This is a genomic window from Bordetella petrii (assembly GCF_000067205.1).
GTDB lineage: Bacteria > Pseudomonadota > Gammaproteobacteria > Burkholderiales > Burkholderiaceae_B > Bordetella_A > Bordetella_A petrii.
The window spans coordinates 1,618,498-1,643,863 of record NC_010170.1 but is presented as its reverse complement, the minus strand read 5'-3'; the positions used below and the strand labels follow the sequence as shown (position 1 = coordinate 1,643,863).

The window sequence follows — 25,366 nt, the reverse complement described above, 5'->3', positions numbered from 1 at the left end:
GGCCAGTCACGCAGCCGGGGCCGGGGCCGCCAGCAGCGCCAATGCCGGCCGCACCATGCCTTCGAGCAGCGCGCGCTCGGGCCGGGCGCGCGCCATGACGCGCACCCCCATCAACACGCTGAGCAGCAGGCGGGCCAGGTCGTCGGCGGGCTGGGTCGTGATGATCGTGCCCGCCTGCTGGCCAGTGGTGACGCAACGCAGGAAGAACGCTTCGATGCGGCCCAGCACACTGACGACGACTTGCTGGAATTCCGGGTCGTGCGGCGCCACTTCCAGCGCCGAATTGATGATCATGCACCCCTTGCGCTGGCGGTCGGCCAGCGAGCGCTCGACGATGTCGGCAAAGAACGCGGCCAGAGCCTCGCTCGGCGGCAATGATTCGACGCGCCGGGCGCGGGCGCTGAAGCTGGTTTCCACGTAGTGGTCGAGCGCGCGCCGGTACAGCGAGCGCTTGTCGCCGAATGCGTTGTACAGACTGGCGCCAGTAATGCCCATGGATTCGGCGAGCTCGCGTACCGAAGTCGCTTCGAAGCCGCGCGCCCAGAAGCAGCGCACTGCCGCGTCGAGCACGGCTGTTTCATCGAATTCGCGTGGTCGGGCCATGTTTTTTTCCTTGCTGGATAGCCGGCGATATTGCCGCGCCGGGGACTCATGCCTTATTCTAGATCAACTGATCTAGAATTTTGCCTGTTCCCTGTTCTTGTTCCCTAATGTCCGGCATGGAGACTACCGATGATCCGCTTTTATTTCCACCCCACCCCCAACCCCGCCAAGGTCGCGCTGTTCCTGGAGGAAACCGGCCTGGCTTATGAAGTGGTGCCGGTGGATACCAGCAAGGGCGAGCAGCACGCGGCAGCGTTTCGCGCCATCAACCCCAACGGCAAGGTGCCGGCGATAGTCGATACCGAAGGTCCGGGCGGCCGCGAGGCGCGAGTGTTCGATTCCAGCGCCATCCTGCTGTACCTGGCTGAAAAAACCGGCCGTTTCATGGGCACGCCGGCAGACCGGCCGGAATTGCTGTCGTGGCTGTTCTTCCTGGGCACGGGCCTGGGACCATTCTCGGGGCAGGCGGTGCATTTTCAGTTTGCAGCGCCGGAAGACAACGATTACGCGCGTAATCGCTACCGGCGCGAAGCGGAACGCCATTATCGGGTGCTGGATACGCACCTGGCCGGGCGGGATTACATCGTGGGCGATGCATACTCGATTGCCGATATGTCCGGCTGGGGCTGGCTGGATCGCGCCTCGCGCGTGCTGAAAGGCGAAGCCGACCCGCTGGCGGCCTACCCCAACATCAAGCGCTGGTTCCAGGCCATCGACGCGCGTCCCGCCGCGGCGCGTGCCCGCGCGGTGGGCACGAATCATGAGTTCAAGCGGGTAAACGACGACGAAACCAAGCGCGCGCTGTTTCCGTCGAACTACCCGGAACTGTCGGACTGGGCGCGGCCCTGACCAGGGACCGGGGGCGGCGCTGGCTACAGCGTAGGGGGTTCGATCCAGAAAAAGCGTTCGCCCTGCTGGATCATCTGGGCCACGCCCTGGGCTTCCATGCGGTAGTCGGTGCCCATCAGGGTGGCGCCGCCGTCATCATGGATATGAATGATGGCCAGCGGGTCCGACGCCATGGTGTACCAGTAGTAGCCCGGCTTGAGATCGTGGATTTTGGTCTGCATCGCCAAAGTATATCGACAAACGCCACGCCCCGGCCTGCGTGGCCGGCCTGGCGAACGATGTGGCGCAAAAGCCCCACGGGCACGCCGCTTGGTGTGTGAATGTAACGACGCTCACACGCCGCGCCCAAAAACAGGTGATTTCAGTCAATTACACCCCATCGCGCCGCCCTGTCGCGCGCCGTGCATTGCGGCGCAATAACCCGGCGCGGGGACGGAGCGGGGCATGTTGCGGATTGTCGCGATTGCAGCAGGCGTGCTCACGTTCTGCCGGAGGAAAAACCCGACAATAAGGGCGTCATATCAACTCGGCTGCTTGCGCAGCAAGGCAGGTGCACATGAAAAAATGGTTCATAGCCGGAATCGGAGCCGCGGGGCTGCTGATCTCGAGCGCCGCCATGGCGCGCGTCGACATCGGCGTGGCTATTGGCATTCCGGGCGTCGTGATTCCCGCGCCGGTGTATGTCGCGCCGCAACCGGTATACGTTGCGCCGCCCCCGCCGGTGTACTACCAACCCGCGCCGGTATATCGCCCGCGCTACGTGTACCCCGCCCCGGTGTACTACTACGGGGGCCGCCATGGCGACCGCCACCACCACAACAAGCATTGGAAACACCACCGCGGCCCTCATCACCGCCACGGTCACTGACGCGCCCTGACACTTCGGTGCCCGGGCGGCATGGCGCCGCCCGGTTCCACAGGCTGCCCCTTGGGCAGCCTTTTTTCTTGCCGGCCTCGTGAGCCAGGGCGATCCGCCGTCTTTTCAGCGCGCCGGGCGCCGGACCACGGCCGGCGGATCAGGCAGGCGGCGCGGCGCGCCGGGCGCCTGCCACCAGCCGTTATGCGGACGCATGCGCGAACTCGGGTTCACCATTGAATCGCACTCCGTTGATGCCTTCGAAGATTTGCAGGCTGCGCTGCTCGGCTTCGCTGCGTGTTGCGAACGGCTGCTGGCCCGGTACAGTCCAGCTTTTCTCGGGTGCGTTGCCGCCGATGCGGCGGGTCCAGATTCGAACCTGGAAACCTTGCGTCCCGTCTTCAACGACATCGCAACGCACGCGAAAATCACCGATCATCCTGGAACTCATGTTGAGTTATCTCCCCAATTCATTGACGACAACAACCGCCTGTGGCGTATCGGCGCATATTGTGCCTCAAAGATGCGGCCCTTTTTTACGTTCGTACAATTGCTGACATCAAAGGCGGGGGAATAGCGCGCAGCATAAGCGGCTGACGCGACAGGAATATGACGGTCGTGCGTGCCGCGCCGACCGAAGCGCGCGGGGCGCTTCGGCGGGCGGGTTTTCTCAGGGTTGCAGTACGGTCAGGCCGCCCATGTAGGGCTGCAGCACCTTGGGCACGGCGATGCTGCCGTCGGCCTGCTGGTGGTTTTCGAGGACGGCGACCAGGGCGCGGCCCACGGCCAGGCCCGAGCCGTTGAGCGTGTGCACGTAGTCGGGCTTGCCCTGCGCGGCGCGGAAGCGCGCCTGCATGCGGCGCGCCTGGAAGGTTTCGCAGTTGGATACTGACGAGATCTCGCGCCAGGTGTTCTGGGCCGGCAGCCACACTTCGAGATCGTAGGTCTTGGCCGAACCGAAGCCCATGTCGCCCGTGCACAGCAGCACCACGCGGTACGGCAATTCGAGCAGCTGCAACACGTGCTCGGCATGGCCCACCATGTCTTCCAGCACCTGGTACGACGTTTCGGGATGGACGATCTGCACCATCTCGACCTTGTCGAACTGGTGCTGGCGGATCATGCCGCGCGTGTCGCGCCCGCCGCTGCCCGCCTCGGACCGGAAGCAAGGCGTGTGCGCGGTCAGGCGCAGCGGAAGATTGGCGGCGGGAATAATGCTGTCGCGCGCCACGCTGGTCAGCGTGATTTCAGACGTGGAGATCAGGTATTGGTCTTCGCGCGCCAGCGCGTTGCCGCGTTCGTCGACCTTGGGGTCGTCGTCTTCGCCGCCCTTGGTGACGAAGAACATATCGTCTTTGAACTTGGGCAGTTGGCCGGTGCCGTACAGCGTGGAACTGTTGACGATGTACGGCGTGTAGCACTCGGTGTAGCCGTGCTGGCCGGTTTGCAGGTCGAGCATGAACTGGGCCAGCGCGCGGTGCAGGCGCGCCACCGGGCCGCGCATGAACGAGAAACGCGCGCCCGACAGCTTGGCGGCCGTATCGAAGTCGAGCCCCAGGGGCTCGCCCAGCGCCACGTGGTCTTTGGGCTCGAAAGGCAACGGCGGCGGATTGCCGTCGGCCGCCGGCGGGCCGGGCAGCCAGCGGCGCACTTCGACGTTGTCGTCGGCCGAGGCGCCCGCCGGCACGCTTTCGTGCGGCAAGTTGGGCACGGCCATCAGCAGATCGCCCAGCGATTGCTGCACGACGGCCAGGTCGTCTTCGAGCTGCTTCAGGCGGGCCGGTATGGCCTGCGATTCGGCCAGCACCGCCGAGGCATCCTGCCCTTGGGCCTTGAGCTGGCCAATTTGCTTGGCCAGCGCGTTGCGGCGCGCCTGCAGCGATTCGGTTTCGGTCTGGACGGCCTTGCGGCGCGCTTCCAGTTCGTTGAATCGTTGCGTGTCGAAGTCGACGCCGCGGGTTTTCAGGCGGCTTACGACCGTTTGCAGGTCTTTGCGCAGCAGTATCGGATCTAGCATGGGCGACAGAGTAAGGGTTGACGGAAGGCGGCGGCCATATAGCGCTTAACGCCGCCTGGCGCGTTCCTGGGCGTCGAGTTCGCGCAGGAACGCCAGCTTTTGCTGGATTTTAGCTTCCAGGCCGCGATCGGTCGGCCGGTAGAACGTGGCTTTGACGCCATCGGGGAAATATTGCTCGCCCGCGGCATAGCCGTGCGGCTCGTCGTGGGCGTAACGGTAGGCGTGGCCATGGCCCAGCTGCTTCATCAGCTTGGTGGGCGCATTGCGCAGATGCATGGGCACCGGCGCGCTGCCGTTCTCGGCGGCGAACTTGCGAGCGGCATTGTAGGCGTTGTACACGGCGTTGGACTTGGCCGCGCAGGCCATGTACACCACGGCCTGGGCCAGGGCCAACTCGCCTTCGGGCGAGCCCAGCCGTTCGTAGATATCGGCGCCGTTGATGGCCAGTTCGGTGGCGCGCGGGTCGGCCAGGCCAATGTCTTCGATGGCCATGCGCACCAGCCGGCGCGCCAGGTATTTGGGATCGGCCCCGCCGTCGAGCATGCGGGCCAGCCAGTACAGCGCGGCGTCGGGATCGGAGCCGCGCACCGCCTTGTGCAGCGCGCTGATCTGGTCGTAGAACGCATCGCCGCCCTTGTCGAAACGGCGCAGGTTCTGCGATAGCGAAGTTTCCAGCCAGCCGGCGTCGACCTCGTCGCGCCCGGCAGCCTGGGCCGACTCGGCCACGACTTCGACGGCGCTGATCAGGCGCCGCGCATCGCCATCGGCCCAGGCCGCGAGCTGTTCGCGCGCGTCGGCGGTAAAGCGCACCTGCGCCCCGGCCTCGCGGCCCTCGTTCAGGGCGTGCACGGCGCGGTCGATCAGTTGCTGCAGTTCGTCGGCGCTGAGCGATTGCAGCACATAGACGCGCGCGCGCGACAGCAGCGCCGAGTTGACCTCGAACGACGGGTTTTCGGTGGTGGCGCCAATAAAAGTGAACAGGCCGCTTTCGACATAGGGCAGGAAGGCGTCCTGCTGAGCCTTGTTGAACCGATGGACTTCGTCCACGAACAGGATGGTGCGGCGGCCCTGCCCTTGCGCGACCTGCGCGGTGACCACGGCGTCACGGATGTCTTTGACACCGCCCAGCACGGCCGAAATGGCAATGAACTGGGCGTCGAAGCCATCGGCCATCAAGCGCGCCAGGGTAGTCTTGCCGACCCCGGGCGGCCCCCAGAAGATCATGGAATGCGGACGACCGGAATCGAACGCGACGCGCAGCGGCTTGTCGGGGCCCAACAGGTGCGACTGGCCGACCACTTCGGACAGCGTGCGCGGGCGCAGGCGCTCGGCCAGCGGGACATAGGGCCGGTGCGCGGGATCGGCGGCGAACAGATCGTTGCTCATGGCGGCGGAATGACAGCGGGCCGCAAAGCGGCCAAAACAGCCATTACACCATGGCAGCCGGAGGCCTTCCGCCAGACTGCCCGGCGGACGGCATACGGGAAACTCCCAACTGCCGCGTGTAAATTATTTTCATAATAATCACATTAGATCCATTTGAAGGTAATTTTTTTCACAACCATCGCGCCATGAAAACTCCCGTCATCTCCCCTGCCCCCGACGCCGGTATGCCCCTCGATGCCGATGGCAAAGGCCTGGGCGTCTTTCCCGCGGGCTGGCCGGCGGCCGAGGCGGCGGCGCTGGACTGGAACCTGCTGCGCGAAGACGTCAGCCTGCCGGTGGCCGTACTGTACGAAGCGCGCATGCGCCACAACCTGCAGTGGATGCAGCGTTTCATGGAAGCCTATCGGGTCAAGCTGGCGCCGCATGGCAAAACCACCATGAGCCCGGACCTGTTCCACCGCCAGCTGCAGGCCGGCGCCTGGGGCATCACGCTGGCCACCGCGCCGCAGACGCGCGCGGCCTACCGCCACGGGATACGCACGGTGCTGATGGCCAACCAGCTGGTCGGCCGGGCCAACATGGCCATGGTGGCCGAGTTGCTGCGCGACCCGGACTTCACGTATTTCTGCCTGGTCGATTCGGCCGCCAACGCCGCACAACTGGGCGCTTACTTTTCCGGACAGGGCCTGCGGCTGCCGGTGCTGATCGAGCTTGGCGTGGCTGGCGGACGCACCGGCGTGCGCGATGACGCGCAATTGGGCGCGCTGCTGGCCGAGCTGGAACGCTGGCCCCGATCGCTGGCCCTGGCGGGGGTCGAAGTATACGAAGGCGTGCTGCAGGATGAAGACGGCATCCGCGCGTTCCTGCAGCGCGCGGTGCGCACGCTGCGCGGCCTGGCGGCCGACGGCCGGCTGCGGCAGGACGGCCCTGCCCTGATATCCGGCGCGGGCTCCGCCTGGTTCGACGTGGTGGCCGAGGAATTCTCTGGCCTGGATATTGGCATGCCGCTGGATATTGTGCTGCGGCCGGGCTGTTATCTGTCGCACGACGTGGGCATTTATCGCAGCGCGGCCGAGCGCATCGCCGCGCACAATCCGGTGGCGCGCCGCCTGGACCCGGGCCTGCAGCCGGCCCTGCAAGTATGGGCGTATGTGCAGTCGGTGCCGGAACCGCGCCGCGCCATCGTGGCGCTGGGCAAGCGCGACGCGGCCTTTGACGCCGGGCTGCCGGTGCCGGCCGCGCACTACCGGCCCGGCGGCGCGGCGCCCCTGCCCGCGCCGCAGCGCTGGAAACTGACCGCCATGATGGACCAGCACGCGTTCTTGAGCATCGACGCTGGCGACGATATCCAGGTCGGCGACATGATCGCATTCGACATTTCCCACCCCTGCCTGACATTCGATAAATGGCGGCAAGTGTTGCTGATAGACGAGCAGTACCGGATTACTGGCGTGGCGCCCACCTGCTTCTGACCGCCACGGCGTGTTGTTGACCCCCACTGGAGACAGACCCATGAACTTCTGTAGCTTGCGGCGCCGTGGCGGGCTGCGCGGCCTGCTGGCCGTCAGCGCGATCGGCCTGACCGCCCTGGCGGCCCCGGCGCTGGGCGCCACGCCCGTCAAGGGCGGCACTATCGTGGTCGCCACCATCGGCGAACCGCCCACCCTGGACCCCATGGCGAGCACGGCCGATCTGGTCGGGATATTGACCCAGCACATCTTCGAAACGCTGTACACCTTCGACGCCAAGTGGAACGCTACGCCGCTGCTCGCCGAAAAACTGCCGCAGGTCAGCGACGACGGCCTCACCTATACCATTGCGCTGCGCCAAGGCATCACGTTCCATGACGGCTCGGCCATGGATTCCGCCGACGTCGTGGCCTCGCTGAAACGCTGGACCGAAACCGCCTCGCGCGGCAAGCAGGCCGCCAAGCTGATCAGCGCCATCGAGGCGCCCGACGCGCACACGGTGCGTATCGTTCTGAAGCAGCCCTATGCGCCGCTGACCGCGCTGCTGGCCATGAACAACAGTGCCGCGGTGGTGATGCCTCGGGAAAAACTGGCCACGCCCCTGAAAGAGTTCATTGGCACGGGCCCGTACCAGTTGAAGGCGCGCGTGCCCGACCAGTACATCCAGCTGACGCGCTTCGACGGCTACCGTGCACGAGACGGCGAACCCGACGGCTACGGCGGCGCGCGCAAGCAGTACCTGGACGAGATCCGCTTCGCGCCGGTCAGCAATGCCAATACGCGCGTCGAAAGCGCGGCGGCCGGTCAGTACGATTACGTGGACGCGCTGCCGGTCGAATCGATCGCCAAGCTGAAGAACGGCCGTTCGGACCCGATGCTGCTCAAGCCGTTCGGCTGGCCGCGCCTGGTGCTCAACACGAAGCAAGGCATCATGTCGAGCCTGCCCGCGCGGCGCGCCGTGCAACTGGCGCTGAACGAAGAAGACATGCTGTACGCGGCCTTCGGCAATAAAGACTTCTATGCCCTGGACGCCGACCTGTACCCGCAAGGCTACCCGTGGGCTACCCAACTGGGCGGCAAGGTGTACAACCAGGGCGATGCGGCCGGCGCCAAGAAACTACTGGACGAAGCCCAGGTGCAAGACCGCACCCTGCGCATCCTGACCAGCCAACAATACGAGTTTCACTACAAGATGGCGCTGGTGGCGGCTGAATACCTGAAGGCGGCCGGCTTCAAGGTCGACATGCAGGTGGTGGACTGGGCCACGCTGACACAACGCCGGCAAGACCCGGCCCTGTGGGATATTTTCATTACCCACAGCCCGTTCCTGCCCGAACCCGCGCTGATCGATTTCCCGTCGAAAGATTCGCCGGGCTGGTGGGATACGCCGCGCCGCAACCAGGCGCTGGACGCCTTCAACCAGGCCTCGAACCCCGAAGAGCGCGTCAAGCGCTGGGCCGACGTGCAGCAGGCGGTGTTCGACGAAGTGCCTTTCATCAAGGTGGGCGACTTCAATTCGCTGGCCGCGAAATCGCCGGCCCTGCAGGGCGTGCAGCCCTCGCCGTGGCCGTACTTCTGGAACGCCTGGAAGGCGGCCAAGTAGCGCCCCCACTGAAAGGAAGCGACCGTGTTGCGCTATCTGTTCAACCGCCTGGCAGGGCTGGTGGCCGTGATGTTCCTGGTGGCCACCATCGTGTTCGTGATCCTGCGCCTGACCCCGGGCGACCCGGCCGCCGTGATGCTGGGCCCGCAAGCCAGCCAGCAGGATATCGACACCCTGCGCGCGCGCCTGGGCCTGGACCAGCCTCTGCCGGTGCAGTACGCCACCTGGCTGGGCCAACTGGCGCGCGGCGACCTGGGCCAGTCGATCTTCCTGGACAAGCCCGTGCTGGCCGCGCTGGCCGATCGCGCCGAACCGACCTTCTGGCTGACGCTGATGTCGCTGGCCATTGCCAGCGCCATCGCGCTGCCGGTTGGCATTCTTTCGGCGGTGCGCCGGGGCACGGCGCTGGACCAGTCTGTGGTGACGTTTTCCATGTTCACCTCCAGCGTGCCCAGCTTCTGGCTGGGGCTGCTGCTGATGCAGATCTTCTCTGTCAGGCTGGGCTGGCTGCCGGTGGCGGGCTATGGCGGGCCCGACGCCAGCATCGCCACGCGGCTGTCGCACCTGGTGCTGCCGGCTATCGTGCTGGGGCTGGTGAACTCGGCGCTGATCACCCGCTTCATCCGGGCCAGCATGCTGGACGTGCTGCGCGACGACTACGTGCGCACCGCGCGCGCCAAGGGCCTGCCCGAGCGCAAGGTGATCCTCAAGCACGCGGCGCGCAATGCGCTGATCCCGATACTGACGGTGTTGGGGTTGACCACCGCCCTGCTGGTCAGCGGCGCGGTAGTCACCGAAACCGTGTTCGGCCTGCCCGGCGTAGGCAGCCTGGTGGTGTCGGCGGTGCTGCGGCGCGACTACCCGGTCATCCAGGGCGCGCTGCTGGTCATTGCCGCCATCTATGTCCTGATCAACCTTTTCATCGACCTGCTGTACCTGCTGGTCGATCCGCGAGTGCGCTACTGACATGGCGATAGCAATTTCTTCCGGGCCGGGCGCCGAGCGCTGGCAGGCCGTGCGCCTGCTGGTGGCGCGCAAGACGGTGCTGGCCAGCCTGACCGTGCTGGCGGTGCTGGTGGCGGCAGCCGCGCTGGCGCCCTGGATCAGCCCGTTCGATCCATACAAGCTCTCCATCATGAACCGCCTGCAGGCGCCCAGCGCGCTGCACTGGTTCGGCACCGACGACTTCGGCCGCGATGTGTTCAGCCGGGTCATTCACGGGGGCCGGCTGTCGCTGCTGGTGGGCTTCCTGGTGGTGCTGCTGTCGGGCGTGCTGGGCATTGCCCTGGGCCTGGTGGCGGGGTTCTTTCGCGGCGCCGACAAGGTGGTGTCGCGGCTGATCGACGCGATGATGGCCTTTCCCGATATCCTGCTGGCGATCGCGCTGGTGGCGGCATTGGGGCCATCGTTGCTGAATGTGGTCATCGCGCTGGGCATCGTGTATGCGCCGCGCCTGGCCCGCATCGTGCGCGCATCTACGCTGGTGATCCGCGAACTGCCGTTCGTCGAGGCCGCCCGCGCGCTGGGCGTGCCCACGCGGCGCATCGTTACGGTGCATGTGCTGCGTAACCTGGTTTCGCCGATTCTGGTGCAGGGCACCTTCATCTTCGCCTATGCCATCCTGGCCGAGGCGGGGCTGTCGTTCCTGGGCGTGGGCGTGTCGCCCGATATTCCCACCTGGGGCACCATGATCAACGCGGGCCAGCAGTACATGGGATCAGCCGACTGGATCATGGTGTTCCCGGGCATCGCCATCGTGCTGTCGGTGCTGTCGCTGCAGCTGGTGGGCGACGGCCTGCGCGACGTGCTGGATCCGCGCCTGCGCAAGGAACTATAGACATGAGCGCCTCCCAACGAGACATCATCCTGGCGGTAGATGGCCTGAAGACCTGGTTCCACAGCCGCGACGGCGTGGCGAAGTCGGTGGACGGCGTCACCTTCGACCTGGCGCGCGGCGAAACGCTGGCCATCGTCGGCGAATCGGGCTCGGGCAAGTCGGTGACCAGCCTGTCGATCATGGGGCTGCTGCCCAAGCCGGCCGGCCGCATCGAAGCCGGCGCCATCCGCTTTCGCGACCGCCACGGCGCGCTGCACGACCTGGCCCGCGCGCCGGCCGCGACGCTGCGCCGCATTCGCGGCGGCGAGATCGCGATGATCTTCCAGGAACCCATGACCAGCCTGAACCCGCTTTACACCGTGGGCGACCAGATCGCCGAGGCAGTGCTGCAGCACGAAGGCGGCTCGCGCGCCGCGGCGCTGCAGCGCGCGCGCGACATGCTGGAGCGGGTCGAGATTCCAGCCGCGGCGCGCCGCATCCATGAATATCCGCATCAGATGTCGGGCGGCATGCGTCAGCGCGTAATGATTGCGCTGGCGCTGGCCTGTAACCCATCGGTGCTGATCGCCGACGAGCCCACCACCGCGCTGGACGTGACCGTGCAGGCGCAGATCCTGGACCTGCTGCGCCGCCTGCAGGCCGAATCCGGCATGAGCATCCTGTTCGTGACGCACAACCTGGGCGTGGTGGCGGAAATCGCGCATCGGGTAGCGGTCATGTACGCCGGCCGGGTGGTCGAAGATGCTGGCGTGGACGACTTGTTCGAACGGCCCACACACCCGTACACGCGCGGGCTGCTGTCGTGCATTCCCACGGCGGCCCTGCTGGCCTCGCGCCAGCGGCTGCAACCCATTCCCGGCAACGTGCCGAGCGTGCTCGACCTGCCGCCCGGCTGTACGTTCGCGCCGCGCTGCGCGCTGGCCGAGCCCGCCTGCACGCGTGCCGTCCCGGAACTGGCCGCGGTGCGCGACGCGCACCTGGCCCGCTGCATCAAGGTAACGCCGCAATGACCGACACCCTATCCGCCGAGCCGCTACTGCGCGTGCAGGGCCTGACCGTGCACTTTCCGACCGGCGCCGCGCGCCGGGGGCAAGTGGTGCGCGCCGTCGAGGACGTCAGCTTCGATGTGCCGCGCAGGGCCATCGTGGGGCTGGTGGGCGAATCCGGCTCGGGCAAGACCACCACCGGACGCGCGCTGCTGCGGCTTTTCGCGCCTACGGCCGGCCGCATCCTGTTCGACGGCACCGACATCACCGGACTGAGCGAGGCGCGCATGCTGCCCTGGCGGCGGCGCATGCAGATCGTGTTCCAGGACCCGTACGCCAGCCTGAACCCGCGCATGACCGTGGCCGAAATCCTGGGCGAAGCGCTGGATACTCACGGCCTGGCGCAAGAACGGCGCGCCGCCCGCATCGGCGAGCTGCTGGAGCGCGTGGGCCTGCACGCCGATCATCGCAGCCGCTACCCGCACGAATTCTCGGGCGGGCAACGCCAGCGCATCGGCATTGCCCGCGCCCTGGCGGTAGAACCCGACTTCATCGTGGCCGACGAGCCGGTGTCGGCGCTGGACGTGTCGGTGCAGGCCCAGGTGCTGAACCTGCTGCAAGACCTGCAGCGCGACCTGGGGCTGACCATGTTGTTCGTTGCGCACGACCTGGCCGTGGTGGACTACCTGTGCGACGAAGTGGTGGTGATGTACCTGGGCCGCGTCATGGAACGCGGCCCCACGCGGCGCGTGTATAGCCAGCCGCGCCACCCGTACACCCGCGCCCTGCTGTCGGCCGCGCCGGTGCCCGACCCGCGCGCGCCGCGTTCGCGTATCCTGCTCAAAGGCGAGATTCCCAGCCCGGTCGACCCGCCGTCGGGCTGCGTATTCCGCACCCGCTGCCCGCATGCCGCCGAAGTCTGCGCAACCGCCATCCCTGCCGCGCGCGATCTGGGCGGCGGACATCATGCCGCCTGCGCGCGCCTGGACGAGATCAGCTTATGACCCCAAAGAACCGGACATCCCCGAACCGGCAAGGCGCCGATGCCGCCGGCATGCCATCTCCGCGCGACATCGTCTACCAGATACGCAGCCGCCGCGACGCCCTGAGCGCCACCGAGCGCAAGGTAGCCGATGCCATCCTGGACGACATCGCGGCCGCGGCCGGCGCCACCGTAGACCAGCTGGCCGACAAGGCGGGCGTCAGCATCGCCACCATCTCGCGCTTCGCGCGCTCGGTGGGCTGCGACGACACGCGCGACCTGAAGCTCAAGCTCGCCCAGGCCAGCGCGGTGGGCGAGCGCTTCCTGGACCCCTCCACGCCCGAAGAAAGCACTTTCTACGCACGCCTGTACGCCGACATCGAGGCCACGCTGCGCGCCCACCTGCCACGCTTTTCCGAGGCGCTGTTCGAGCAGGCGGCCGGCATCGTGCGCGAAGCGCGCATGACCTACGTGTTCGGCATGGGCGGCGCCTCAGCCGTGCTGTCGCAGGAACTGCAGTCGCGCCTGGTGCGGCTGGGCTACGCCGTGGCGGCCTACAGCGATGCCGTGCTGCTGCGCATGGTGGCGGCCACGCTGGACGAGCGCGACGTGGTGGTGGTGTTGTCGACTTCCGGCCTGACGCCCGAGATCCTGGCGGGCACACGCATCGTCAAGCAGTACGGCGCGCGCATCGTGACCCTGACCGATCCGGCTTCGCCGTTGGCCGGGCTGGCCGATGTGGTGCTGCCTATCCACACCGCCGAGACCGACTTCATCTATAAGCCGTCGTCGTCGCGCTACGCGATGCTGCTGGCCATCGACATCCTGGCCACCGAACTGGCGCTGGCGCGCCAGGAAGCCACGCAGGAGCGGCTGCGCCGCATCAAGCTGGCGCTGGACGAGTACCGCGGCGGCCCCAACCGTCTGCCGTTGGGAGACTGACCCGATGTACGACACCCTGATCGGCGACGTGCTGGTGCTGGATGGCAGCGGCGCGGCCGGTTTCAAGGCCGACGTGGCGCTGGCCGGCGGACGCGTGGCCGCCATCGGCCGGCTGGCGGGCGCCGCCGCGCGCCACCGCGTCGACGGCACCGCCCTGGCGCTGGCGCCCGGCTTCATCGACGTGCACACGCACGACGACACCAACGTCATCCGCACCCCCGACATGCTGCCCAAGCTGTCGCAAGGCGTGACGACCGTGGTGGTGGGAAACTGCGGCATCAGCGCCGCCCCGGTGACCCTGCGCGGCGAACCGCCCGACCCGATGAACCTGCTGGGGGGCCGCGATGCTTTCGCATACCCTACGTTCGCCGACTACACGCGCGCGGTGGATGCCGCGCGCCCCACGGTGAACGTGGCCGCGCTGGTGGGACACACGGCGCTGCGCAGCAATCACATGGACCGCCTGGACCGGCGCGCCACCGAGACCGAGATCGCCGCCATGCGCGCGCAGCTGCGCGATGCCCTGCGCCACGGCGCCATCGGCCTGAGCACCGGGCTGGCGTACGCCTCGGCCCAGCACGCCGACACCGCCGAAGTGCAGGCGTTGGCCGAAGAACTGAATGCCCACGGCGCGCTGTACACCACGCACCTGCGCTCCGAATTCGCCGAAATACTCGAAGCCATGCAAGAAGCCTACGACATTGCCGCGCACGCCCGCGTGCCGGTGATCGTGTCGCACCTGAAATGCGCCGGCGCCGGCAACTGGGGCCGCAGCGGCGAAGTGCTGGCCAGCCTGGACACCGCCGGAAAGTACCTGCCGGTGGGCTGCGACTGCTATCCGTACTCGGCCAGCTCGTCCACGCTGGACCTGAAGCAGGTAACTGACGACTTCGACATCGACATTACCTGGTCCGATCCGCATCCCGGCATGGCGGGCCGCAAGCTGGCCGACATCGCCGCGCACTGGGGCGTGCCGCTGCGCGAAGCCGCGCAACGCCTGCAGCCGGCCGGCGCGGTGTACCACGGCATGCACGAAGACGACGTGCGCCGCATTCTGGCGCATCGCCTGACCATGGTGGGCTCGGACGGCCTGCCCAACGACCCGCTGCCCCACCCGCGGCTGTGGGGTGCGTTCCCGCGCGTACTCGGCCACTACAGCCGCGAGCTGGGCCTGTTTCCGCTGGCCGAGGCCGTACACAAAATGACCGGACTGTCGGCGGCGCGTTTCGGGCTGCACGAACGCGGTCTGGTGCGCGCCGGCCATTACGCCGACCTGGTGCTGTTCGACCCGGCCCGCGTGGCCGATCGCGCCAGCTATGTCGACCCCCAGCAGCCCGCCGCGGGCATTGCCGCGGTATGGGTCAACGGCGAGCTCTCGTACCGGGCCGGCCAACTGACCGGCGCGCGAGCGGGCCGCTGGCTGCCGCGCGGCGGCGACCTGCGCGCCGGCTTCAACGCTTTTTCTTCAATTCCCGCATCCCAGGAGCAACCATGAGCAATACCCCTTCCGCGGACGCCAACGGCATCATCCGCTATGGCGTGGCCGGCGGCACCGGCCAGGGCGGCCAGCACATGCCGTTCGCGCGCGCCGTGCAGGCCGACGGCTGGTTGTATGTGTCGGGCCAGGTGCCCATGCAGGACGGCGAAGTGGTAGAGGGCGGCATCGTTGCGCAATCGCGCGCCGCCATCGGCAACGTGCTCGCCATTCTGCGCGAAGCCGGCTACGGCCCCGAGCATGTGGTGCGCTGCGGCGTCTGGCTGGACGATCCGCGCGATTTCGCCGCCTTCAACAAGGTATTCAAGGAAACCTTCGGCGACCATCCGCCCGCGCGGGCCTGCGTGGAATCGCGGCTGGTAATCGACGCCAAGGTCGAAGTGGACTGCGTGGCCTACAAGAAGCCGTAGCGCCTGATGGGCGGCCGCTACGGCAACGGCTGGCCGTCGAACCAGCGCGCCAGCAGGTCGTTGACCATGGCCGCGCCCTCGTACTGCACCCAGTGCCCGGCTTCGGGTACGACGCGCCATGCGCGCCCGGGCCCGGCCGCGGCGATGGCGGGCGCCACCTGGCGCGCCACGGCGGTCACGTCGTGTTCGCCCCAGATAAGCAGCGCCGGCCCGCCATAGCGGTGCAGCGCCCGCACCATGCCGTCGCCCTGCGATGCCGTGCGACTGCGAAACCGCGTGGCCAGGCAGCTGATTTCGTGCACGTCGAGCGCCAGATCGTCGGGCTGGTGCCGATAGAGCATCAGCTGATTGAGATTGTGGCGCAGCATCTCGCGCCGTTGCATCGCCGACGCCGCCTTGCGCCACTGCTGCATGTCGAGCGTGCGCGGCCGCGACGTACCGTGCCCGCCGGACCCCAGCAGGGCCAGGCGGCGCACATGCGGGCGCTGCGCGGCCAGCCGGGACGCCACCAGCCCGCCGAACGAAAACCCGGCCAGGTCGATGGCCGTGCCGGCGCCCACCGCGCGGTCGAGCGTGGCCTGCAGCATATCGAGCAAGGGAACCAGGTCGTCGGCCCCGGACGGCGCGGGCACGGGAGATGAATCCAGGTAGCCCGGCATGTCGGGCACCCACACGGTGCGATGCCGCGCCAGCGCCTCGATGTTGCGCAGCCAGTGCAGCCAGCTGCCGTGCCCGCCATGCAGCAGCACCAGCGGGTCGCCCTGGCCCAGGCGGCGCCAGCGCACGGTGCCGGCCGGTCCGGCCGGCACATCGACGCGCTCGACCAGGGCTTCGAGCCGGGCGATTTCAGGATGCTCGGGCACTTATGCTGGCGGCTTCCCGGCGCTACATCTTGACGACGTCGACGCCGGCGGGGGGGGTGAAGCGGAACTCGCTGGCGGGCAATGCCGGGTTGGCCTGAATGTTGGACAGCTCGACCCGCGTGGTCTGGCCGAAAGCATCCAGCAGCTCTACCCGCACGGGCAGGTTGTCTTTCATGCCGATGTCGACCTGGGCAAAGCCCGCGTCGGCATTGCGCGGCTTGGCGCGCAGCCATTCCAGCCCGTCGCGCGCCGGTAGCGGGGCTACCTGGAAGGCCTGCTCCAAGTTGCCTGATCCGAACAAGATGGCCGCGGGCGAGGTGCCGATGGCCTGGTCGACCTTGCGCGAGGTGACCTGGGCCAGGTCGGGATCGTACTGGTACAACTGCTGCCCGTCGGAAACCACCAGCTGTTCATAAGGCTGGCTGACCGCCCACTTGAACTTGCCCGGCCGCTGGAAGGCGAACGTGCCGCTTTGCGGCCGCTGCGTGCGGCCCTGCGGCCCCGTGGTGGACTGGGTAAAGCTGCCCGTGGCGCTTTTAATGTCGGCCACGAAAGATTTCAATTGCGCGCGGGCGTCGGCCGCCAGGGCGGCCATGGGGCACAGCACCAGCAGCGCGGCCGTGGCGGCCAGCCGGCGTAGACCAGGCATCAGGCTTCCTCTTTGGACGGCACCAGGATTTCGCGGTTGCCGTTGGATTGCATTGCCGACACCATACCCGATTGCTCCATTTGCTCGAGTAACCGTGCGGCACGGTTGTAACCAATGCGCAAATGGCGCTGCACCAGCGAAATCGAGGCACGGCGGTGCTTCAGCACCACTTCGCAGGCCTGGTCGTACATGGGGTCGCTTTCGGAGTCGGTCATGCCCGTGACGCTGCCCACGCCGTCGCCGGTCTCGCCTTCGAGCGCGCCTTCGAGCAGGCCCTCGACATAGTTGGGTTCGCCCTGGGCCTTAAGGTGCTCGACCACGCGGTGCACTTCGTCGTCGCTGACGAAGGCGCCGTGCACCCGCACCGGCAGGCCGGTGCCCGGCGGCATGTACAGCATGTCGCCCTGCCCCAGCAGGGTTTCGGCGCCCATCTGGTCAAGAATGGTGCGCGAGTCGATCTTGGACGACACCTGGAACGCGATGCGGGTCGGGATGTTGGCCTTGATCAGGCCGGTAATGACATCGACGCTGGGCCGCTGGGTGGCCAGGATGAGATGGATGCCGGCCGCGCGCGCCTTTTGCGCCAGGCGGGCGATGAGCTCTTCGATTTTCTTGCCCACCACCATCATCAGGTCAGCCAGTTCGTCGATGACCACCACGATGGTGGGCAGCGGCGACAATGGCTCGGGCTGGTCGGGCGTAAGCGAGAACGGATTGGGAATGGGTTCTTCGCGCTTGATGGCGTCGCGGATCTTGGTGTTGTAGCCCGCCAGGTTGCGCACGCCCATCTTGCTCATCAGGCGATAGCGCTTTTCCATTTCGCCCACGCACCAGTTCAGGGCGTTGGCGGCGTGGCGCATGTCGGTGACCACCGGCGCCAGCAAGTGCGGAATGCCCTCGTAGACGCTCATTTCGAGCATTTTGGGGTCGATCAGGATCAGCCGCGTATCGGCCGCGCCGGCCTTGTACAGCAGCGACAGGATCATGGCGTTGATGCCCACCGACTTGCCCGAGCCGGTGGTGCCCGCCACCAGCAGGTGGGGCATCTTGGCCAGGTCGGCCACCACCGGGTTGCCCGCGATGTCTTTGCCCAGCGCCATGGTCACGACCGAATGGCTGGCGTGATAGGTTTGCGAGCCGAGGATTTCGGACAGCTTCACCATTTGCCGGCGCGGGTTGGGCAGTTCGAGCCCCATGAGGTTCTTGCCAGGAATGGTTTCCACCACGCGGATGCTGACCAGGCTGAGCGCGCGCGCCAGGTCTTTGGCCAGGTTGACGATCTGGCTGCCCTTCACGCCCGTGGCGGGCTCGATTTCGTAGCGGGTGATCACCGGGCCGGCCTGAGCCGCCACCACGGTAACGTTGACGCCGAAATCGGCCAGTTTCTTTTCGATGAGGCGCGAAGTGAATTCGATGGTCTCGGCCGACACGGTTTCCTGGTTGGCCGCCGGCGGGTCGAGCAGACTGATGGCCGGCAGGTCCCCTTCGCCGGCGGGCGGGGCGAACAATGTCTGCTGCTTTTCTTTTTCGACCCGGTCAGAGCGCGGCACCACCGTAATGGCCGGCTCGATGCGCACGGGCTGTTCGTGGGTGAGTTTTTCGTGCTTGGCCTCTACCTGCTCGGTGCGCACCGCCTTGGCGACCTCGCCGACCTTGCGGTCCTGGCGCGCGGTATAAGAGTCGCGCGCGCGCCGCACCAGGCCTTCGAGCCAGGCGCCAACCCGTTCAGCCACGTGCAACCACGAAAACGAGAAAAACAGGCTCAGGCCCACGGCCAGCAGCACCAGCAGCGCCAGCGTGCCGCCGGTAAAGCCCACGCCCTCGGCCAGCGCGCTGGCCAGCATCTGGCCGATGACGCCGCCGGCCCCGCTTTCGCCATCGGTGCCGCCCGGCAAATGCATGCCCCAGCTGTACAGGCGCAGCGCCTCGATGCCCAGCGAACCCACCAGCACCAGGAAGAAACCGACGCCCTCTTCCCAGTGCACGCGCGGCAGGACTTCGGGCTGCTTGCCATCGGGCGCGCGCAAGTGGCTGGCCAGGCGGCGGTAGCCGGCCCGCACGCGATGCAGCAGCAGCACGACCCACCACCAGGCCGAATAGCCGAACAGGTACAGCAGGATGTCGGACAGGTAGGCGCCCAGTGTGCCGCCCCGGTTATGGATGACGCCGCCGGGCACGGAATGCGACCAGCCCGGGTCGGCGGGCGACCAGGTGGCCAGCACCAGGGCCAGCCAGGCAGCCAGCGCGGCGAACAGAATCCAGCGGGCTTCGCGCAGCAACGCGGAGAGTCGCGTCTGCAGCGGCGAAGGGCCGTTTCGGGTGTTGCGCGAGGCGCGCGGGGAAGCAGTTGAAATACGCGGCATGCGGCTCATTATAATTGGGCATCCCTCTAAAGATACTTACCTATGCCCACGCCCAAACACGCTAAAGTTTTGATACTCGGATCCGGCCCCGCCGGTTACACCGCCGCCGTCTATGCGGCGCGGGCCAATCTGGCTCCGGTACTTGTTACAGGTCTGGCCCAAGGGGGCCAGCTCATGACCACCACCGACGTCGACAACTGGCCGGCCGACGCCACCGGCGTCCAGGGCCCCGACCTGATGCAGCGCTTCCAGCAACACGCCGAGCGCTTTAATACCGACATCGTCTTTGACCACATCGCCAAGGTGGACTTGTCGCAGCGGCCCTTCACCCTGACCGGCGACACCGGCAATGTGTACACCTGCGACGCCCTCATCATCGCCACCGGCGCCTCGGCCAAGTACCTGGGCCTGCCCTCCGAAGAGGCCTTCATGGGCCGCGGCGTATCGGGATGCGCCACCTGCGACGGGTTTTTCTACAAAAACCAGGACGTCGTCGTGGTGGGCGGCGGCAACACGGCCGTAGAAGAAGCCCTGTACCTGTCGAACATCTGCCGCAAGGTTACGCTGATTCACCGCCGCGACAAATTCCGCGCCGAGCCCATCCTGGTCGACAAGCTGATGGACAAGGTCGAGAATGGCAACATGGAGCTGAAGCTGTTCCACACCCTCGACGAAGTCCTGGGCGACGACAGCGGCGTCACCGGCGTGCGCGTACGCCACACCGACACCGGCGCCACCGAAGACCTGCCCGTCACCGGCGCTTTCATCGCCATCGGCCACCAGCCCAACACCGGCATCTTCGAAGGCCAGCTCGACATGAAAGACGGCTACATCGTCACCAAGAGCGGCCTGTCCGGCATGGCCACCATGACCTCGGTGCCCGGCGTGTTCGCCGCCGGCGACGTGCAAGACCACGTGTACCGCCAGGCTATCACCAGCGCCGGCACGGGCTGCATGGCCGCCCTCGACGCGCAACGGTGGCTGGAGAATGCGCAGTAGCAAAGGCGGCCTGGCCGACCTGAAGCGCCTGCATCAGGCCGCCCGCCAGGCCCGGGCCGAAGCCGAGCAGGCCGCCCGCCAGGCGGCCGCCGCGCCCGCCCGCGCTGCCGACGACGCCGACGCCTTTCGGCACGCCACCCAGGCGGTCACCCCCCTCAAACACACGGGCCGCCGTGCGCCTGCGCCGCCCGCGGCGGCCCCGGCCAGCGCCGCCGTGGCCATGCGCCGCGCGGCCGCGGTGGGCGAAAACCCCGCGCGCGCCGATGCCGGCGTTTCCGACGGCGGCGACGTGGCGCACCTGCTGTCCGAAGGCGGCACCGCGTTCGTGCGCGCCGACGCCGCTCCCGACACCGCGCGCAACCTGCGCCGCGGCCAATGGCCGGCCGGCGCCGAACTCGACCTGCACGGCCTGCGGGTCGAACAGGCCCGCCACGCCGTGCTGTCGTTCCTGGACGAATGCCTGGAGCACGGCATCCGCTGCGTGCGCATCGTGCACGGCAAAGGCTATGGCTCGCAGGGGCTGGAACCCGTGCTGAAAGACAAGGTGCGCACCTGGCTGGTGCAGAAACCCGACGTCATGGCGTTCTCGCAAGCGCCCGAGCGCGAAGGCGGCGCCGGCGCCCTCCTGGTGCTGCTGCGCCAGACTACCGCGAGGCGCCCATGAAGTGGCTGTACCTGGGTATTGCCATCGTGGCCGAGATCATCGCCACCAGCGCCCTGAAAAGCGCCGAGGGCTTCACCCGGCTGCTGCCTTCGCTGGTCACGGTGGCCGGCTACGCCGTGGCTTTCTATTTCCTGGCGCTGACGCTGCGCGAGATTCCGGTGGGCATCGCCTACGCCATCTGGTCCGGGGTGGGCATCGTGCTGATCTCGCTGGTGGGCGCGCTGTTCTTCAAGCAGCACCTCGACGGCCCCGCCCTGCTGGGCATCGCGCTGATTCTCGCGGGCGTGGTCATCATGAACGTGTTTTCGAAATCGGTGGGCCACTGATCACGGCAGCGGCGACGGCGGGCCGTCGGGCTCGCGCAGGTACTGCACCAGCATTGCCGTGGCCCGATCGGGCGGCGGCGTCAGCAACGACACCACGATAATCGTCAGGAAGGCCACCGGCGCGCCGAATACGCCGGCCGCCACGGGCTGTATGCCCCACCACAACTCCATCGGCTGCGCCCGATCCACGCCGAATACCCATTCGCGCAGCCACGGATGGGTGTGCGCCATGTAGCCGAAGGTTGCCGCCAGGCCCGCCAGCATGCCCAGCGTGGCGCCCCACTTGTTGGCGCGGCGCCAGAATATGCCCATTACCAGGGCGGGGAAGAACGACGAGGCCGCAAACGAAAATGCCGCCGACACCATGAACAGAATGTCGGCCGGCTTACGGGCCGCCACCCACGCCGCCCCGAACGCCACCGCCAGCAGCAGTATCTTGGACACCATCACGCGGCGCGCGGCCGACATGCGCGGCGACACCAGCCGGTACCACATATCGTGCGACAGCGAGTTGGACAGGGTCAGCAGCAGACCGTCGGCCGTGGACAGCGCGGCCGCCAGCCCGCCCGCCGCCACCAGGCCCGACACCACATAAGGCAGGCCGCCGATCTCCGGCATGGCCAACACCACCACGTCGGCCCCCATGGTGATCTCGCCCAGCTGCACCGTGCCGTCGCGGTTGACGTCCAGCAGGTCTAGCAGGTTGATGTCGACCGCGCTCCAGGCATGTACCCAGCTGGGCAGCGCCGCGAACTCCGAGCCCACCACCTGGGTGTAGACCTCATACTTGACCAGCAACGCCAGCGCCGGCGCCATGAAATACAGCAGCAGGATGAACAGCAGCGACCAGCACACCGAGCGGCGCGCCTCGCTCACCGACGGCGTGGTGTATGAACGCATCAATATATGCGGCATGCCCGCCGTGCCCAGCATCAGGCACAGCACCAGGGCCAGGAAATTCACCCGCATTTCCCGCCGCTCTTTGGGATCTTTAGCGGGAAACGGCTCGGCATGCGGCACCGGCGGCGAACCGCGCGCCTCGTAGATAGCGCGGGCCTGCGACCAGGCCGCGCGGGCTTGATCGACGCTTGCGGGGTACGCCTCAAGCTCGCGCTCCAGGGTGCGGATCTCGACCATGGGCGCATCGGCCGAGGTCAGCTTTGCCAGCCGGTCGCGCAGGCGGTCTTTTTCCTGTTCCCAGGATTCCGGCAGGGCCTGCAGGCGCTGCGTCATTTCATCGGCCCGGGCCTTCCACAGCTGCCGCACCTGCAGCTCGGAAACGTCTTTGCCCAGCTGGGCCTCGCGCTCGGTAACCTGTTGCAGCACCGTGCCGGCCGACAATTGCGGCAGCGGCATGCCCGTATGCTTGACCGACAGCCACACGACCGGCACCAGGTACGCCACCACCAGAATGATGTACTGCCCCACCTGGGTCCAGGTGACCGCGCGCATGCCGCCCAGGAAAGAACACACCAGCATGCCGCCCAGCGCCACGAAAATGCCCAGCTCGAACGAAATGCCGGTCATGCGCGTGGTGATGATGCCCACGCCGTAGATCTGCGCCACCAGATACGTGAACGAGCAGAGTACCGCGCAGGCCACACCCGCCAGCCGCGCCAGGTTACCTCCGTAGCGGGCGCCCATGAAATCGGGAATGGTGTACTGGCCGAATTTGCGCAGATAGGGCGCCAGCAGCAGCGCCACCAGTACATAGCCGCCCGTCCAGCCCATGATATAGGCCAGGCCGCCGTAGCCGGTCAGGTACAGCGTGCCCGCCACGCCGATGAACGATGCCACCGACATCCAGTCGGCGGCGGTGGCCATGCCGTTGTAGAAGGCCGGCACGCGCCGCCCTGCCACGTAGTACTCGACCTGGTCAGACGTGCGGCAGACAATGCCAATGCCGGCATACAGGCTGACCGTGACCAGCAGGAACACGTAGCCGATCCAGTTGCGAGCCATGCCCGCCACCTCGGCCAGCGCCAGCAGCACGATCAGCAGGGCAAAACCGGCCGTATACAGGACATAGATGCGGCGCAGCCGTATCTCGAACTGACGGGGGTTGTCGCCGGTAAAAGGCATTAACCGCCCCGCTCGCCGTCACGGCGGGCACGCCGGTCGGCGCGGTTCATCAGGCGGGCATAGATGGCGATCAGCGCCAGGTACGACAGCGGCGCGCCGTAGGCCGCCATCCAGAAAGAAAACGGCCAGCCGATGAAATCGAACATGAGTTCGCGGGCAAAAAAGGCGGGCAGGAAGGTCAGCGCAGCCCAACAGGCCGTAAGCACGGCGATCAGGGCCAGGTTGCGCCGCCAATAACGCCGGGCGGCCGGAGAGGGAGAGGTGCGGGTATCCGGCATGTGTGAATCAGTATCCGGTTGCGCACCGATGGAAACCGTTATGCACAAAAACGAGCCTTGTAAGCGACAACGGCCGGCACGAAATGGTGCCAGCCGTTGTGCATTTTGCTTTTATTGGTACTGCCAGTTTGTTATACCGGTGCCGCCGGTCGCCCATGCAGGGCTGTTTGTCTCCTCACCTGCATGGGACAGGATTCTGCACCATGAACGGGATTGTCACACTAGGGGAATGCCCTAAGGCAGCGCCAAAACATGTGATTGAATGCACCAATATGGTGCAAATCCGTCCCATTTACCCCGCCGCCTGCCATTCAGGCATAAAAAAGGCCATCCACGATGTGGATGGCCAAGAACAAGGTGCCCCGACTCCGCTCGGAAAAGGGCAACCCGTACCCTGATCAGAAGCGGTGACGCAGGCCGACGCCGACCGTGGTCATCTTGTTGCCGTCGACGAAAGCATAGCCGTCGGCATACGAGCCCACCGCATACAGGTTGGTGCGCTTGGACAGGTCGTAGGTATAGCCCACGCTGTAGATGTCCATGTTTTCCAGACCCTTGTTCGGATCGGCGCGCTGCCACGAGGCGAACACGTTGCTGGCGCCACCGATGGGCGCGCTCACGCCAACCAGGTACGAATTGATTTTCAGGCCGTCCCAGGTGAAACGGTCGTTGGTGTTGCCCAGGCCCTTGGCGGGGGTGTTCGGGTTGGCGGCGCCGCCGCCCAGGTCGAAGCCCTGGCCCAGGAACACGCCGTCCTTGGTGCGGCCATAGGCCAGCGACAGCTTCAGCACTTCAAAGTCGTAGGCAGCGCCCAGGATGAACTGCTGGGGCTGGGGCTGGCTGGGCGCGCGGAATTGCTGGTCATACGTGAAGGCCACTTGCAGCGGGCCGCCCACGTAGCGCACACCGGCCGTGATGGCGCGGTTGTTGTCGTCTTCTTCGAAGCCGGTCGGGCCTTCGACGTCGTCGGTCGAGAATGAGTAGCCCACGCCAGCCTGGAAGCCGCTCCAGCTGGGGGTCTGGTACATCACCATGTTGTCATAGCGAACCGTGTCGGCCGCGCTGAACGCCGAACCCATGGTGGAGTTCAGGTAGCTGAGCGAGAACGGGTCGATATCGGCGAAGTACTTCGACGCGATGTTGGTCTGGCGGCCCAGGTCGAGGCGGCCGAACGATTCGTGATTCAGGCCGATGGTGGCTTGGCGGCCAAACAGGCGATCGCCCTGTTTGCTTTCGCCGTTGCGGGCGCCGAAGCCGCTTTCCAGGACGAACACCGCCGACAGGCCGTCGCCCAGGTCTTCGGTGCCGCGCAGGCCCCAGCGCGAGCCGCTCTGGATGCCGTCGGTCATACCGATGCGGGATTGGTAGTCGCCACCATATTGCGGGCGATTAACGTCGTCGGTGCCAACTTTGCCGCGCTGATAGGTGATCCCGACGTCAATCAAGCCGTACAAAGTCACCGACGTCTCAGCGTACGCAGTGCCGCCGATACCGGCAAGAATTGCGCCGGCGAGCAAGGTTTTTGTTAGTTTCATTTCCTCATCCCGATCAAGAGTGGAAGCCCTCTGTCTCCACCCGCGGAGACAGTTCGAACCCATACGTTAGGGAATGCTGGGGTTTCCACCAAAACGAGGAACTACACAAGGAATCAAAAAATTTCTAGCGACTTTGCGTACATCGCTATTTCCCTATGGCGCCGAAATTTCG

At 66.8% G+C, this 25,366-nt stretch carries 25 protein-coding genes; 14 read left to right on the top strand and 11 right to left on the bottom strand.

The features are described from left to right. Nucleotides 1-6 precede the first annotated feature (6 nt). On the bottom strand, nucleotides 7-603 hold the full coding sequence (locus tag BPET_RS08070) for a TetR/AcrR family transcriptional regulator (protein WP_012248515.1): 597 nt from the start codon (nucleotides 601-603) through the stop codon (nucleotides 7-9). Nucleotides 604-732: 129 nt separating this feature from the next. On the opposite strand from BPET_RS08070, the gene BPET_RS08065 reads away from it, so the two are divergent. Continuing rightward, nucleotides 733-1,452 carry a glutathione S-transferase family protein gene (locus BPET_RS08065; protein ID WP_012248514.1) on the top strand — a complete coding sequence of 240 codons (720 nt, stop codon included), beginning with the start codon at nucleotides 733-735 and terminating at the stop codon, nucleotides 1,450-1,452. Nucleotides 1,453-1,475: 23 nt separating this feature from the next. Here the strand turns inward: BPET_RS08065 and BPET_RS08060 are convergent, their stop codons facing one another. Then, a complete protein-coding gene (locus tag BPET_RS08060) occupies nucleotides 1,476-1,673 on the bottom strand; it encodes a hypothetical protein (protein WP_012248513.1) in 198 nt (65 codons plus the stop codon). A gap of 335 nt (nucleotides 1,674-2,008) precedes the next feature. On the opposite strand from BPET_RS08060, the gene BPET_RS08055 reads away from it, so the two are divergent. Then, a complete protein-coding gene (locus BPET_RS08055; protein ID WP_012248512.1) occupies nucleotides 2,009-2,320 on the top strand; it encodes a virulence factor in 312 nt (103 codons plus the stop codon). 190 nt (nucleotides 2,321-2,510) lie between these two features. Here the strand turns inward: BPET_RS08055 and BPET_RS27555 are convergent, their stop codons facing one another. From BPET_RS27555 to BPET_RS08040, 3 genes are all read right to left on the bottom strand, one after another. Continuing rightward, nucleotides 2,511-2,759, bottom strand: a complete 249-nt coding sequence (locus BPET_RS27555) for a hypothetical protein (RefSeq protein WP_012248511.1) — start codon at nucleotides 2,757-2,759, stop codon at nucleotides 2,511-2,513. 219 nt (nucleotides 2,760-2,978) lie between these two features. Continuing rightward, nucleotides 2,979-4,325: a serine--tRNA ligase gene (serS, locus tag BPET_RS08045; protein WP_012248510.1), complete on the bottom strand. Its 1,347-nt coding sequence runs from the start codon at nucleotides 4,323-4,325 to the stop codon at nucleotides 2,979-2,981. A gap of 45 nt (nucleotides 4,326-4,370) precedes the next feature. Then, nucleotides 4,371-5,711 carry a replication-associated recombination protein A gene (locus BPET_RS08040; protein WP_012248509.1) on the bottom strand — a complete coding sequence of 447 codons (1,341 nt, stop codon included), beginning with the start codon at nucleotides 5,709-5,711 and terminating at the stop codon, nucleotides 4,371-4,373. A gap of 185 nt (nucleotides 5,712-5,896) precedes the next feature. On the opposite strand from BPET_RS08040, the gene BPET_RS08035 reads away from it, so the two are divergent. The 9 genes from BPET_RS08035 to BPET_RS07995 are packed head-to-tail and all read left to right on the top strand — an operon-like array spanning nucleotide 5,897 to nucleotide 15,435. Further along, nucleotides 5,897-7,183 (top strand): amino acid deaminase, encoded by a 1,287-nt coding sequence (locus BPET_RS08035; protein ID WP_012248508.1) that lies wholly within the window; start codon nucleotides 5,897-5,899, stop codon nucleotides 7,181-7,183. A gap of 40 nt (nucleotides 7,184-7,223) precedes the next feature. Further along, a complete protein-coding gene (locus BPET_RS08030; protein WP_012248507.1) occupies nucleotides 7,224-8,783 on the top strand; it encodes an ABC transporter substrate-binding protein in 1,560 nt (519 codons plus the stop codon). 24 nt (nucleotides 8,784-8,807) lie between these two features. Continuing rightward, nucleotides 8,808-9,749: an ABC transporter permease gene (locus BPET_RS08025; protein WP_012248506.1), complete on the top strand. Its 942-nt coding sequence runs from the start codon at nucleotides 8,808-8,810 to the stop codon at nucleotides 9,747-9,749. Nucleotide 9,750: 1 nt separating this feature from the next. Beyond that, on the top strand, nucleotides 9,751-10,620 hold the full coding sequence (locus BPET_RS08020) for an ABC transporter permease (RefSeq protein WP_012248505.1): 870 nt from the start codon (nucleotides 9,751-9,753) through the stop codon (nucleotides 10,618-10,620). A 2-nt stretch (nucleotides 10,621-10,622) separates the two neighbouring features. Then, on the top strand, nucleotides 10,623-11,630 hold the full coding sequence (locus BPET_RS08015; RefSeq protein ID WP_012248504.1) for an ABC transporter ATP-binding protein: 1,008 nt from the start codon (nucleotides 10,623-10,625) through the stop codon (nucleotides 11,628-11,630). Next, entirely contained in the window at nucleotides 11,627-12,610 is a 984-nt protein-coding gene (locus tag BPET_RS08010; protein WP_012248503.1) for an ABC transporter ATP-binding protein, read from the top strand. Before BPET_RS08015 ends, BPET_RS08010 begins: the two co-directional genes overlap by 4 nt. Nucleotides 12,611-12,660: 50 nt before the next feature. Further along, nucleotides 12,661-13,530 carry a MurR/RpiR family transcriptional regulator gene (locus BPET_RS08005; RefSeq protein ID WP_041862799.1) on the top strand — a complete coding sequence of 290 codons (870 nt, stop codon included), beginning with the start codon at nucleotides 12,661-12,663 and terminating at the stop codon, nucleotides 13,528-13,530. Nucleotides 13,531-13,534: 4 nt separating this feature from the next. After that, nucleotides 13,535-15,025 (top strand): N-acyl-D-amino-acid deacylase family protein, encoded by a 1,491-nt coding sequence (locus BPET_RS08000; RefSeq protein ID WP_012248501.1) that lies wholly within the window; start codon nucleotides 13,535-13,537, stop codon nucleotides 15,023-15,025. Then, on the top strand, nucleotides 15,022-15,435 hold the full coding sequence (locus BPET_RS07995) for a RidA family protein (protein WP_012248500.1): 414 nt from the start codon (nucleotides 15,022-15,024) through the stop codon (nucleotides 15,433-15,435). Before BPET_RS08000 ends, BPET_RS07995 begins: the two co-directional genes overlap by 4 nt. A gap of 17 nt (nucleotides 15,436-15,452) precedes the next feature. On the opposite strand, the gene BPET_RS07990 is transcribed toward BPET_RS07995, so the two are convergent. From BPET_RS07990 to BPET_RS07980, 3 genes are read right to left on the bottom strand one after another with little or no spacing between them, the layout of a single operon-like run. Further along, the gene (locus BPET_RS07990) at nucleotides 15,453-16,298 is read right to left on the bottom strand and encodes an alpha/beta fold hydrolase (protein ID WP_012248499.1); all 846 of its coding nucleotides are present in this window, start codon (nucleotides 16,296-16,298) and stop codon (nucleotides 15,453-15,455) included. 22 nt (nucleotides 16,299-16,320) lie between these two features. Further along, nucleotides 16,321-16,947, bottom strand: a complete 627-nt coding sequence (lolA, locus tag BPET_RS07985; RefSeq protein WP_012248498.1) for an outer membrane lipoprotein chaperone LolA — start codon at nucleotides 16,945-16,947, stop codon at nucleotides 16,321-16,323. Continuing rightward, the gene (locus BPET_RS07980) at nucleotides 16,947-19,310 is read right to left on the bottom strand and encodes a DNA translocase FtsK (protein WP_085970203.1); all 2,364 of its coding nucleotides are present in this window, start codon (nucleotides 19,308-19,310) and stop codon (nucleotides 16,947-16,949) included. The genes lolA and BPET_RS07980 overlap by 1 nt, the downstream gene beginning before the upstream one ends. A gap of 42 nt (nucleotides 19,311-19,352) precedes the next feature. Between BPET_RS07980 and trxB the strand changes: the two genes are divergently transcribed. The 3 genes from trxB to BPET_RS07965 are packed head-to-tail and all read left to right on the top strand — an operon-like array spanning nucleotide 19,353 to nucleotide 21,299. Continuing rightward, nucleotides 19,353-20,309: a thioredoxin-disulfide reductase gene (gene trxB, locus BPET_RS07975; protein ID WP_012248496.1), complete on the top strand. Its 957-nt coding sequence runs from the start codon at nucleotides 19,353-19,355 to the stop codon at nucleotides 20,307-20,309. Then, a complete protein-coding gene (locus BPET_RS07970) occupies nucleotides 20,299-20,973 on the top strand; it encodes a Smr/MutS family protein (protein WP_012248495.1) in 675 nt (224 codons plus the stop codon). Before trxB ends, BPET_RS07970 begins: the two co-directional genes overlap by 11 nt. Further along, nucleotides 20,970-21,299, top strand: a complete 330-nt coding sequence (locus BPET_RS07965; RefSeq protein ID WP_012248494.1) for a DMT family transporter — start codon at nucleotides 20,970-20,972, stop codon at nucleotides 21,297-21,299. The genes BPET_RS07970 and BPET_RS07965 overlap by 4 nt, the downstream gene beginning before the upstream one ends. Here the strand turns inward: BPET_RS07965 and BPET_RS07960 are convergent, their stop codons facing one another. The 3 genes from BPET_RS07960 to BPET_RS07950 all read right to left on the bottom strand — a co-directional run bounded on the left by BPET_RS07960 (nucleotide 21,300) and on the right by BPET_RS07950 (nucleotide 25,194). Beyond that, on the bottom strand, nucleotides 21,300-23,381 hold the full coding sequence (locus BPET_RS07960; protein WP_012248493.1) for a sodium:solute symporter family protein: 2,082 nt from the start codon (nucleotides 23,379-23,381) through the stop codon (nucleotides 21,300-21,302). It lies immediately after the preceding gene. Beyond that, a complete protein-coding gene (locus BPET_RS07955) occupies nucleotides 23,381-23,659 on the bottom strand; it encodes a DUF4212 domain-containing protein (RefSeq protein ID WP_012248492.1) in 279 nt (92 codons plus the stop codon). Before BPET_RS07955 ends, BPET_RS07960 begins: the two co-directional genes overlap by 1 nt. A gap of 398 nt (nucleotides 23,660-24,057) precedes the next feature. Next, entirely contained in the window at nucleotides 24,058-25,194 is a 1,137-nt protein-coding gene (locus tag BPET_RS07950) for a porin (protein WP_012248491.1), read from the bottom strand. Between the last annotated feature and the right edge of the window lie 172 nt (nucleotides 25,195-25,366).